Source organism: Enterobacter cloacae complex sp. IR5458 (genome assembly GCF_049238025.1).
Classification (GTDB): Bacteria; Pseudomonadota; Gammaproteobacteria; order Enterobacterales; family Enterobacteriaceae; genus Enterobacter; species Enterobacter kobei.
In genome coordinates this window covers 95,219-107,573 of record NZ_JBMKIF010000003.1, presented here as the reverse complement: position 1 = coordinate 107,573, position 12,355 = coordinate 95,219, and the positions used below count along the sequence as shown (strand labels likewise).

The window sequence follows — 12,355 nt, the reverse complement described above, 5'->3', positions numbered from 1 at the left end:
TATATTTTAATCACATGAGATGAAGACATCTTGTTAAACTTATATACCCATGATCATCAAAGATGGTTGATTGTCTGCAATTGAGATCATGGGCTGTCACCTTTTTAAATTTTTACTGAACGTTATAAAATTGAACTGGAATGTCTGCACAGTTCCTGAGATGATAAAAGAGTTAATGATTCGATCAAAGCCGTACTGTCGGCTTATGTAGGCTGCAGTTCGTCATGATAATTCCAGCCTACATCTTCACAACAAGACCATAGATAACCACATTTATAATCACTAAATTTAGGAAATGACGCAAGTTCGATAGGTCGGATCTCCTTATCACTGACAAATTAGACTGAAGAGCATAGTGTGATTCTGGTAATTATCAAACCAGACAAGTCCGTATTGGATAAGATTACCGAAGGTTTTAAATAGCTATCATATGTTTAACTGTTCAGAACGCTGTAAGAAGAACGGAAAATTGAAGTGGACTCATTAACGGATTGCAATAATAATTATCTTTTTCAATTCTTTGATAATATTAATCTGGAACTGTGTTCAATGATATCTTGAAATGAACCTCCCTTTACCTCTAACCGGATGGATAGAGTTAAATTAAAAGAATCTACAATTCAAAGTTCGATTTTGACTATTAGTTTACCTACGTGTAAAAACTAACGGGATGCCTTGGTATATAAACTTAAATTTATCTTATGCAAAATGATTGATAAAAATGAGAGCTGCAATTTAAGCACTAGTTTTCCATATAAAATAAATAGTTGCGATTGTCTAATCTGTTGTAGTAAATGTGCAGACATTGAAAGAGAAAGACCAGGTTTTTCTTTTCTAACCGAAGGGAAGAAAAGCAAGGGGAAACCGGAGAAGCAAGCGCAGCGGCTTCGCAGAGTTAGCCCTTGCTTCATTTCGCTATAATAATAAAAAATCGCAGTGCCTGATATTTTATATAAAGATATACAGCTTAACTTGCATTTATTTTAAAGCTTCTCTTGCAGCACAGAAGATGCTATAAATTTCCGCTTCGGTTGAATAGATGACACTGTATGGTGCTTATAATTAAAAAATTATTCACTCAAGCAATTCTTTTTATAATAGATATTATTTATTTAACAAAAACGCTTGACATTCTTTCTTAAAGTGATTAATTGTAATGTTGTATAAATTTAAAACAAGAGGTTAAATAATGACTGAATATAATACGGCCTTCAATGAAGTAGACTTGCTTATGAATGAGATGCTTGAGAAATTAAATATATCATTAAATGAAACGAATTTATATCCAACTGATGATATGTTTCGGATAATTGTGCAAGAGATTGATGTTGAAAATTTAAAAATACTATCTTTTATTTATAACGAAGGATCTCAAGAGGTTATAGACAATATGACTTCCGTAATAAAAGAATTCATGTACTGGTGGGGTGATAATTTAGATTATGGTACTATTAATATCCAATCTCTAATTGCAAAAAAAGAAGAAAAAATAATTTCTTCAATCATATTAGAAAATTCAGATAAAGCTAAAAACATAAAAAGAATTTGATGGTTAATTGCAATCCTGACAATCATGCTCTCATGACCATTTTTTAGAGGGATGAGGGGCTGTTGCATTCACTTCATAGGAATACCTACTCATAGAGGCTGTCTGGCACGAGCGAAGCTCTTTGATCTGTTTCTTGACTGCGAAGATCTCTGTTTTAGCTAACTCACTATTGCTACTTTTTGCATCAAGATGGCTTATAAGGCGGTTCAGCTTTTGGGATATGTTAGACTGTGATTTCCAAGCTTCAACATTGATAGCAGGAACGACAGGAGGAAGCCTATCAAAGAGGTTAATCGAAGCCATTCGCCTTGCTTTTGTTTCCACGTTTAGCATTAAGAATCTCAGTGTAGGTCAATCTTCGTGCTTAGATTTTGATTTTTTCAACAGAACGGTGAAAAGAGCAAGGGACAAGAGAAGCGGAGCTTCTCTTAGTCATACCTTGCTAACATTCCTATATATCATTTAGAATCTTAGGCCATATTTTATTTCTCTTTCTTTAAATGCATCCTGGCCTCCCTCCAGAATTTCACATACATGTTGCCTTATACCCATACTCTTGAGAAGGCAAGTATCCTGTATTTTTTCAAAAGTATTTTCAAGTGCATTACTGATATATTCAAACTGATACTCTTCATTCTCACCATCTTTAATTTGACCAGTTTGGTTTGCAACAATAACACATTCTGAATCAGCGGAAACAACAAGGTTTGCGTTATGAGTAACCAATATTATTTGTCTCGTTTTTTTGCGTTGCTTAATAAACCTGTTCAACTGTTCATAAATAGTTCTGTTATCTAAGTTATCTTCTGGTTGATCTATGAGTATTGGATGCGATGCATTGCTCAGGTGCAGCAATAAATTCAAAAGAACTAACCCTCTTTTACCGGGAGACATTTTTATTATTTCATCATTATTATAGATAATTTCATAATCAATGAAGAAATAGTCATCGTAGAGTGTGTAAAGGATATCCTTTTTAGTAATCCCTTTCTTCACTTTGGGACAGGTTTCTTTTTTTGTATTTGCTAAAATGGTATTTATTTTTTCTATATGGTTTACTACATCAAAAGCAAAAATCTCTTTAGGATCATATGCATCACCCATTAAAGGTTGTAAATTGCCTCTCATGTCATAATTATCTATGAATTTATCAAATCCATCTTTATTGAAACTCAGTTTAGGGATTATTTTCATATCATCAGAAATACTATATTGCTCGGATGATAACTCAATAATATAGTCTTGATATAAAGACATTAATTCTGCATAGTTTGTTTGTAAATTAGAAAGGTTGTCTTTTGCATCTACTAATAATTTATCTATTACTTGTTGCAGTCCATTTATTTTGCTTAGTTTTTCTCTTTCGATACTTATTTTTTTGGTAAATAAGTCGAGGCTTTGTTTTTCCTTAACTTTTAATAATAAAGGAGTGATCTCTAACTCTGATTTTTCTTTTATTTGTGTGATTTTATCGATGAGTTTTGGTATTTTATTTGTTTTCAACTCAAAATGCTTTTGAGTTTCTAAGCGAATACTGTCCATACCTTTTTCAATAATGGAATAGTATTTTCTGGAAAAAATAGCAGTATCCGCAACACTTAATGAGGATGCTAAATCAGATTTTAAAGCATTAGTGTAATCTAGAAACCTTTCGTGTAGGCCAGTTATTAGCTTTGTGGAGTTTAAATGATAGTTATCAACTACTCTTAGTCTATTCTCAGAGTTTTTTAGAATGGTGTTGAGTTTATTGTATTTTATTATTTCTTGCTGATTGAATCCTGATTTTTCTCTTAGTTTTTTACATTGTTCTTCTAATGAACTGATCTCCTTTTCAATAGAGAATTTATCACCAATCTTATTTCTTTCATCACATAATGTTGTGTAATTATCTGAAAATGTCTGATGAAGTTCAATTTTTTCTTTTATCTCTTTGTTTTTTAATTTAATTTCAGAGTCTTTTACTTCACTGAATTCATAAAAATCTCTATTCTGCTTCAGAATTGACTCGATAAGTTTTTTGAGCTGATTTTTTCCTTCAACTTCCGCAAGTTTATTAATATACAATTGAGGTATGTAAGTTATAGGTTTTGTATCCTCTAAGTCAGAGAGCAAACTAATACTTCCATCATCCCATTCTACCTCAAAGTCAACACCTTGTGTATTATAGTTATCGGTGTCAGCTAAGTTTATATTTTCTAAAACAGCACTTTTATTTATAGCCGCTGCAATGAAGTAAAGTAAAAGTGATTTTCCAGAAGACTTTCCACCTATTATTGTATTCAAATCTTTATTTAAATATATCCAATTTTTGGGGAATTTTTTATCTTCACATATAAATCTTGCTCTTAATATCGTTTGATATCCAGCTTTTGTCTGAGGGTGAGATTCTTGGATTTTAACTCTCGACTCAGGCTCATATATTATTTGTTTTAGCCCATCAAAACTGAGATTAGCTTTTATCCAGGTGTGTCTGTTATCGTCAGGTTTAAACATTTTATCTGAGGAGTGTGCATCTGAACCCCAAACGCAAGGTTTTATGTTTCCAAACTCTTTCAGATAATCTCTTATCGTCTCGTGTTTTTCACCTTTGCAAAAATCAATAGTGCCACTATTTGAAGTGAAGAGCATGTGTGATTGCATTATGAGATGCTTCCGAACGGCATGGCCTTGACTCTTCCAACTGACTTTACTTAGATCTTCGTCTGCTGGTAAAGCTAATATATATTTTCCTTTGAATTTTCCGTTCGTGTTTAATATGTCTTTGAGTTCATCAAGATTGAAGCATGAATTTATCATCCCTACAAATAAAGGATTTTGTCCAGCAAAATTATGTTGATGTTGGCATAGTTTTTCGCCAAATTCGATTATATTCTCTTTTGTGAAGTTTCTTCTGTCTGTTCTGGCACCTGGTTCTGAATAAAAATCAAATTTCAGACAGTTTATAATTTCTTTTTCTATGGTTTCTGGAGAAACAGAATCACATAATAAGAGATGGTAATTTACTTTTCTATTCCACCTTAAATCTGATTCCTTTCCGATAACTAATTTATCAATTCTGAACTCGATGTTTGGTAATACCTTTATTTCTTTAACTAACTCATAATTTTCAGCACCTAATAATTGCTCCATTCTTTCAGGGTTAGATAAGTAGTCATTTTTTATCTTTTTATATCCATCTATGAAAAAATAATCAGTAATCCCTATTACTTTTATATTTTCTTCGATAGCTTTAGTGAATAAATCAATAATATATTTATCCCAGTCGTCTCTATATTCGTTTCTCAAAACTGATGCAGGAGTATGGACATGAAGATCCCATTTATTCCATTCTGAGCCTCTACTGAACATTTCTTTCTCCATCTGAATTAAATTTATTTTTTATTTAATAGGATGATGACCTATACTTATTCAGAATATAACTTAAATCTGTGTGAACAAGAAGTATCGTTCCATTATTTTTTGATGACTTGGTATACTCCCCTAAGCTATCTATCATTGCTTTTTTTTAAGATATAGTAGCCCATATGTATACCAAATTTGGTTAAATATTGAATTATTCAATAATATCAATAGGTAAGATGTTGAATGAAAGTACTGCTGCATCATCGGCGTATGTGCGTCGAAATTGTCGATTGTGCTCATGGAGTTATGATGTCCATTTCTTTGAAAAGAAACCGTTTTGAGCGGCTCAGTGGCCGTTAGTGCCTGCTATTGTCGCATGAAAAAAAGCGATGTCGCAGAAAAATGTCGCGGCTTTACGACGTGCCTTCCGGCATCAACTCGATGACAATTTTGCCATGTTCCACGCCCACCCTGACCTGGGCGTTGGTAGTAAAGCCCGCCTTTTCAAGCCAGTCCCCTTTTAAGCTCAACGCCGCATGTACGCTGTAACGCTTAGGTATCTTAGTTTTTCGATCCTCGTGACGTTTTCTGAAATATCCCACTTTTAAATGGCGGTAGGGTTTGCCAGTCGCGATCTCTTGCATAGAACCTCCAGACAATACGGACAACGGTCAATCCTGATGCCTGTATAAAATACCCGTGATTTTCAGGAGGTGTAGCATTAATGCTGGAATCAGGCTTCAGAAAACGGAATGCAACAACTGAAATTCAGGGTTTAAAAGAGTATTATTGATGCATCTTATTAATCGGTAAGTCGCTATGTCCGGTAAACGCATATCACGAGAAAAAGAGACTATCGCGAAAATGATCGCGTTGTTTGAAAAGCAGTGCCCGCAGGCGTCTCGGGAAGAGGGGCATTATCAGGCGCTGAACGCGTATGCCGATAAGCGCCTGGATAAGTGTGTTTTTGGTGAAGAAAAGCCTGCCTGTAAACAGTGTCCGGTACACTGCTACCAGCCCGCAAAGCGGGAAGAGATGAAGCAGATTATGCGCTGGGCGGGGCCACGCATGTTATGGCGTCATCCTGTCCTGACCGTTCGTCATCTGATTGACGATCGTCGTCCGGTGCCGGAATTACCGGAAAAGTATCGCCCGAAAAAGTGAGCCGTTCAGCTTCGCAGTGGGCGGCAAATTACCTGCAGGGCCAGGGCGCTGCACAACGGGAAGAGGGCCAGCAGCAGCCAGGGGTATATTGCCTGAGCCGAAGGCACCAGCGCGCGATCCAGCAGACTGCCAAACAACAAATTTCCCGCCAGTACCGCCATCCCTCCGGCGGTGGCGAGTGCGCCATAATGCGCCCCCAACGTTGATTCCTCGGCGAACCGCGGAATGAGATCTTTTGCCGAGGGGACCAGCAGCATTTGTCCCAGCGTCAGTAACGTGACAAATAAGACCGACGGCAGCAACCGCAACCAGCCCTCCGGCGGTTCAGTCGCTGCAAACATCGCTACGCTCGCAAAGGCCGTAGAAAGCAGCAAAAAGCCCACCGGCAGGATCCTCACCGCGCCCACGCGGCGGGCAAAGCGTGCCAGCGGCAGCTGTAAGGTAATGATCAGCACGGAGGCGAGCATAAAAAGCGGACCGAGATCTTTCTCGTTACCACCAGATCGCTGGATCTCCACCGGCAGCGCCAGATAAAGCTGGTTGTAGCTTAACAGCCATGAGCTATAGGCAATGATGAAGGCGACGAAGCGAGGCTGGCGGAAGGTTGTCCACCAGGGCTGTATTTTCAGCGTTTGTGAACGGCGGCCAGAAGCAGGAAGGCAGAAGTAGAGCACCACTAACGCAATAATAAAGACTCCTGCACCCGCCAGCGCCACCTGGCGGAAGCCAAGCCCCGTTAACAGGGCGCCAGCAACCGGGCCCAGTACTGCGCCGAGTTCCCCGCAGACTGCAAACAGTGCAAACCACTCCGCCCGGCTTCGTGTCCCTTTCGCCTCACTGTGCGTGCCCGCTTTGGCCAGCAATGCCTCAATCGAAGGGGAAAATAATGCGCCGCCGATGCCCGTCAGACATGCGCCCACAATAATCGGCGAGAGCGATTCCCCGAAGGCCAGCAGCAGATAACCTGAAACACGAACAATACAGCCGCTGAGGATAACCACTTTCGCGCCAAACCGGTCCGAGAGGGCACCACCAACGATAAACATCCCCTGCTGGGAGAAGGTGCGCAGGCCCAGAATCAGCCCGATCAGTCCGCCGGAGAGCAGCATGTCGTCGCGCAGGAATATCGCCAGGAAAGGAACGACGGCGTAAAAGCCAATGTTGAAAACAAACTGGCTACCCAGTAAGACGGGCGGCCAGAGCGTGGCGGCTGGGCGAAGGAGCATTGTGATTTACGCGCCCCTAAACGATAAAGTGGATGTGCTTTTTGCCATGGAACGGCGAGATCTCAATTTTGGTTTTGACCCGGAAAACATCCCACAGCAACGACTCGGATAAGATGTCCTGAGGTGTCCCCGTCGCCACAATTTGCCCCTTCTGCATCACAATCAGCGAGTCGCAGAACATCGAGGCGTGGTTGAGATCGTGGATAGCGACAATGCTGGTGACCGGTAATTCGCTGATCAACTGCATCAGCTGCATCTGATGATGAATGTCCAGGTGGTTGGTCGGTTCGTCCAGCAGGATTTCCGTTGGGGTCTGGGCCAGCGCGCGGGCAATGTGCACCCGCTGGCGCTCTCCGCCGGAGAGGCTCAGCCAGCCCTGGTCGCTTTTATCCAGCATATCCACGCGTTGCAATGCCGCCGTGACGGTCTCGTCATCGTGCGTGCTCCAGTTGGAAAAAGCGGAGTGGTGCGGAATTCGTCCAAGTTTCACCACGTCGCGAACGCGCATGTTGGCGTCGGTCATCCCGTGCTGCTCAACGAACGCTACCCGGCGGGCAAGCTGCTTTTTGGCGATGCGGGAGATGTCCTGCCCGTCCAGCGTCACGCGGCCCGCATCCGGGCGACGCAGTCCCGCGAGGATACGTAAAAGAGACGATTTTCCGCAGCCGTTTGGGCCCAGCAGGCCGACGGTTTCCCCCGGGAGACCTTCAGCGAGACGTCATTGACGATCGCCTTTTTGCCGACCTTCCAGGTAATATTTTCAGCGCAGATACTCATCACTTATTCCTTGAACGGTAAATAATCACGGCAAAGAAGGGAACGCCCACCAGTGCGGTCACTACGCCGACGGGCAGGCTTTGCGGCGCAATCAGCATGCGTGAGGCAATGTCTGCCAGCACCATCAGGATCGCCCCGGCCAGCGCGCTGGCAATGAGCAGCGTGCGATGCAAAGGTCCGAACAGGAAACGCATGACGTGCGGAACCACCAGCCCCACAAAGCCGATGGAGCCTGCCATACTGACGATGGTCGCGGTAATCAGTGCGGTCGTGATAAATAACGCCAGGCGTACCCAGGGAACGGCAATCCCCAGCGATGCGGCAGCGTCGTCACCGAACGTAAAGGCATCCAGCGCCCGGGAATAGAAGAGGCAAACGGCTAACCCCAGCAGGACCACCACCAGTACCAGCTGGAATTCCGGCCAGCGTACGCCGCTGAAGCTGCCCAGCAGCCAGAACATGACATCTCGCGCCTGCTGTGCGCTGGCTGACGTGCTGATGGTGTAGGCGGTAATGGCATTGAACAACTGCGAAGCCGCAACGCCTGCCAGAATAGTGCGTTCATTGCCGCCGCGCGCGCCGTTCGTCAGAAAAGCGACAAATGCAAAGGCGGCGAAGGCACCCGCGAAGGCCCCCGCAGACAGCGAAACGGCTCCCGTTCCCACACCCAGCACCACGACGGAAACCGCCCCGGTTGAGGCCCCCGCAGACACGCCGAGAACATAGGGTTCCGCCAGCGCGTTCTTCAACAGACTTTGCAGGACGGCACCGCAGATGGCTAGCCCGGCGCCACAGCAGGCAGCAACCAGCGCACGGCTCAGACGAAAGTCCCAGATAACGCTCTCATAGATGCGGTTGAGCGGAACCTCGGTGAGCCCCATTTTATTGCTGATAGCATAAAACACGTTATCCAGCGGGATGGACAGTTCACCGACGCTGACGCCAAGGGCGATGACCAGAAACAACAGTACAATGGCAAGCAGAGCAGACGTGGTCAGGAACAGGCCCTGGCGGGCCTGAAGTACAGCGGCTGTCATCAGTTCAGCCCCAGTTTTCTGAGCTGTTCACCCACCTGTTCAGCACCGTAAATTGTACGAATCGTTGGGTTCATCGCCTGGCCGTCCATCACCACGATATGGCCTTTTTTGACGGCATCAAGCTGGCTGACGGCAGGATCGTTTTTCAGGAATTTGATTTTTTCTTCCGCGTTATCCAGCGCCCAGCGGTTACGGTCCAGACTGGAGACCACAATCACATCCGGATTAGCGGCAATAATGCTTTCCCAGCCCACGGTTGGCCATTCGGTTTCAGATGTAATGGCGTTGTGCCCGCCCAGCACGTTGGCAATAAATCCGGAGGCGCTGTTTTTACCGCCGACGTAAGCATCAGCCGAAGGAGAGGAGCTTGAGAACCAGAAAACAAAGGAGAGGTCCTTTTTGTTTTTACCAAACTCCTGGCGCAGGTCAGCCTCACGTTTTTTGAAATCGGCAATGACGGCCTGGCCGCGATCTTCCACGTTAAAGATTTTGGCAAAATCCTCAATCTCCTTATAGAGATAGGTCATGTCCCACAGCTTCTGGCGGCTGCCGTACATATCCCCTGTGGCTTTTTTGGTCGCGCACATGCCCGGTGAGACGTAGCTATTCACACCGACGGTCGCCAAATCTTCACGTTTTGCGACCTTACTCTCAGGCCCAAGTAACAGAGGAAGCTGGGCAGGTACAAAATCAGGATTTTGCGCAAGGATAGATTCAAGCGTAGGGATTTCTACCGTCAGGGTTTTGATTTTTGCGTTCTGTTCAGCCAGCTGTGGCAGCACTTTGGTCGGCCAGAAGGCGCTGGCCTTCACCTTATCCTGCAGGCCGAGCAGGAGCAAAATTTCGACGGTATTCTGACCCAGGGCCACGACGCGTTCCGGCGCTTTGGTGAAGGTCTCTTTATAACCACAGTTTTCAATGGTCAGAGGATATGTGGTTGCCAGAGCAGAACTGACCGACGCAATCGCCAGGCCCAACGCGCAGATGACCTTTTTCATTAAACGCTACCCTTCATTAAAATTATTTTTTGATGCAAATGAAACTCATTATTAAGGCGGAATTTTATACAGAGGAAACGATTTTGTGTCAATGAGGGACAATTGCGCAGGGTGACAAAAGGCGGTGCCAGAATAACACCGCCAGCATGCGGACTTACAGCAGGTTCTCTTTATCAATCCCGAGGCGCTTCATGCGCGACAGCAGGGTCGTGCGTTTTAAGCCTAAACGCTGGGCAGCCCCTTTCGGGCCGGCAACCACGCCGTTCGTCTCTTTCAGCACGCGCATAATGAGCTGATATTCATCTTCTCCCTCTTTTGCGATCTCGGCTGCGGTCACGGTCGTTTCAGGCAGAGAAACCTCCGGCAGGGAGAGTTGCAGCACATTGCCACGCGTGAGCAGCACCGCACGCTCAATGACGTTTTCCAGTTCGCGGACGTTACCCGGCCACTCCATCGACGAGAGGGTGCGTAGCGTTTCGGCAGGAATACTGTCAATATTTCGCCCCATTCGGCGGGCGATCTTCGCGGTAAAGGCTTTTACCAGCAGGGGGATATCTTCCGGACGTTCGCGCAGCGGGGGCAGGCAGATCGGGAAGACGTTCAGGCGATAGTAGAGATCGCTTCTGAATTCGCGGTCGGCGACCATTTTTTTCAGGTCGCGGTTGGTGGCGGCAATCAGCCGCACGTCAGTCTGGATAAGCTTGTTGCTGCCAAGGCGCTCAAACTCCTGCTCCTGCAAGACGCGCAGCAGTTTAGGCTGCAACTCCAGCGGCATATCGCCCACTTCGTCGAGGAACAGCGAGCTTTTATCGGCCAGTTCAAAACGCCCCAGGCGCTGGCTGCTGGCCCCGGTAAATGCGCCGCGCTCGTGGCCGAAGAGGTCACTTTCCAGCAGGCCCGCAGGCATCGCCGCGCAGTTCATCTTCACCATCCGGCGGCTGTTGCGATTGCTCAGGTTGTGGATGGCTCTGGCAATCAGCTCTTTACCCGTGCCGGTTTCACCCAAAATCAGCACCGTGCTGTCGCTCTGCGCCACCATTTCCACCTGCTTGAGGACGCTGTACATCGCATCGCTGCGCCCGATGATTTCGCCAAACTCGCAGTCCACATTATTAAGCTGCTCGGTCAGGGCCAGGTTCTCGTCCACCAGCCGCTCTTTCAGGCGATGGATCTCCTGATAGGCGAGGGCGTTATCTAGCGCGATGGAGATACGCTCGGCAATCTGACGCAGCAGCTTCAGGTTGGCGGTGGTAAACACGGCTTCATCACACTGCGCCAGTTTCAGCACGCCAAGCATGGTGTTGCCGGACATCAGCGGTAGCAGGCACAGGGTCTGGATCTTATTGCCCCAGGTGTTAAACAGCATTCGCTCATACGGCGCCACCGGATCCTGTTCGCTCAGGTTAAGCAGGAGGATCTCTTTGCTTTTGAATACCCGTTCAGAAAGGGTGCCCGCTTCATCCACTTCACTTTGCTCATGCGCCGGGTTGGCTTCATCGAGATAGTGCGTGGAATAGATATTCAGCTTGCCCTTGCGATGCCCCCGCAGCGCAATACTGATAGCGTCGATTTTGAAATAGTGGTGGATCTCTTTTGAGACTTCGCTGACCAGCTCATCCATATCGAGACGTGACAGCACGGTGTTAGTGATTGCCACCAGGATGCGGAAGTTATCGCGCTCGCGGCTCAGCAGGTCGTAATCCACGTTATTGGTGACGCGACTTTGGATCTGCTCTGCCACCACGGCCACAATCTGGGTAAAGGTGTGCAGACGCTCGTACTCCGCTTCGCTCCAGGGCCGGTCGGTCGTGCGGATGAACTCGCAGCCGCCAAAGATATGGCCCTCCGCCGCCAGCGGCAGCATGCTGTAGTGGCCAAAAGGCTGATAGAGGTTGCTCCCGGCAAGCCGCGGCCACGCCATCCTGAACTCCTCAAAATTGCAGTGCAGGGCTTCCGGACGGGAGAGAATGCGGCGCACCGGACCATGCGCCAGATACGTTTCATCTTCGTATTCAAACGTTTTGCCATTATCACGCGTTGAGTAGTAGCTCGCGCGTTGCGTTCCGCTATGCCAGAGCACAATTGCGGCGCTGTCTGCCAGGGCTGATTGCCTGACCAGTCGCGTCAAAGCATCGCTTAGCGCGCTGAGATCGGGCTGCTGTAAAAGTGTGCGCGTGATATCAAACAGGCCCTGCTGTCCAAGATCGCTCATCGGTGTATACGGCATTATTGCTTTCCAATTGAAACTGGCAGAAAAGAGAC

The 12,355-nt window shown here is 45.9% G+C and carries 8 protein-coding genes and 2 pseudogenes; 2 read left to right on the top strand and 8 right to left on the bottom strand.

Going from position 1 to position 12,355, the window contains the following annotated elements; all coding sequences use genetic code 11:
- Positions 1-1,189: 1,189 nt before the first annotated feature.
- The gene (locus ACOTYN_RS03390) at positions 1,190-1,549 is read left to right on the top strand and encodes a hypothetical protein (RefSeq protein ID WP_048213044.1); all 360 of its coding nucleotides are present in this window, start codon (positions 1,190-1,192) and stop codon (positions 1,547-1,549) included.
- Positions 1,550-1,579: 30 nt separating this feature from the next.
- Here the strand turns inward: ACOTYN_RS03390 and ACOTYN_RS03385 are convergent.
- The 3 genes and pseudogenes from ACOTYN_RS03385 to ACOTYN_RS03375 all read right to left on the bottom strand — a co-directional run.
- A pseudogene (locus ACOTYN_RS03385) lies at positions 1,580-1,892 on the bottom strand (hypothetical protein); the annotation flags it as partial.
- Positions 1,893-2,011: 119 nt separating this feature from the next.
- Positions 2,012-4,897: a TrlF family AAA-like ATPase gene (locus ACOTYN_RS03380; protein WP_061069676.1), complete on the bottom strand. Its 2,886-nt coding sequence runs from the start codon at positions 4,895-4,897 to the stop codon at positions 2,012-2,014.
- Between the two features lie 407 nt (positions 4,898-5,304).
- A complete protein-coding gene (locus ACOTYN_RS03375) occupies positions 5,305-5,535 on the bottom strand; it encodes a SymE family type I addiction module toxin (protein WP_014885018.1) in 231 nt (76 codons plus the stop codon).
- 175 nt (positions 5,536-5,710) lie between these two features.
- On the opposite strand from ACOTYN_RS03375, the gene ACOTYN_RS03370 reads away from it, so the two are divergent.
- The gene (locus tag ACOTYN_RS03370) at positions 5,711-6,055 is read left to right on the top strand and encodes a nitrous oxide-stimulated promoter family protein (RefSeq protein ID WP_014885017.1); all 345 of its coding nucleotides are present in this window, start codon (positions 5,711-5,713) and stop codon (positions 6,053-6,055) included.
- Between the two features lie 5 nt (positions 6,056-6,060).
- Here ACOTYN_RS03370 and ACOTYN_RS03365 read toward each other — a convergent pair whose 3' ends face one another.
- The 5 genes and pseudogenes from ACOTYN_RS03365 to flhA form a co-directional block, all read right to left on the bottom strand.
- Entirely contained in the window at positions 6,061-7,281 is a 1,221-nt protein-coding gene (locus ACOTYN_RS03365) for an MDR family MFS transporter (protein ID WP_014885016.1), read from the bottom strand.
- A 16-nt stretch (positions 7,282-7,297) separates the two neighbouring features.
- Positions 7,298-8,058, bottom strand: a pseudogene (locus tag ACOTYN_RS03360) (ABC transporter ATP-binding protein).
- Positions 8,058-9,095: a FecCD family ABC transporter permease gene (locus tag ACOTYN_RS03355; protein ID WP_045282199.1), complete on the bottom strand. Its 1,038-nt coding sequence runs from the start codon at positions 9,093-9,095 to the stop codon at positions 8,058-8,060. The pseudogene ACOTYN_RS03360 and the gene ACOTYN_RS03355 overlap by 1 nt, the downstream one beginning before the upstream one ends.
- Positions 9,095-10,093: an ABC transporter substrate-binding protein gene (locus ACOTYN_RS03350; protein ID WP_023331175.1), complete on the bottom strand. Its 999-nt coding sequence runs from the start codon at positions 10,091-10,093 to the stop codon at positions 9,095-9,097. The genes ACOTYN_RS03355 and ACOTYN_RS03350 overlap by 1 nt, the downstream gene beginning before the upstream one ends.
- 154 nt (positions 10,094-10,247) lie before the next feature.
- Positions 10,248-12,320 carry a formate hydrogenlyase transcriptional activator FlhA gene (gene flhA, locus ACOTYN_RS03345; protein WP_071922943.1) on the bottom strand — a complete coding sequence of 691 codons (2,073 nt, stop codon included), beginning with the start codon at positions 12,318-12,320 and terminating at the stop codon, positions 10,248-10,250.
- Positions 12,321-12,355: the final 35 nt, after the last annotated feature.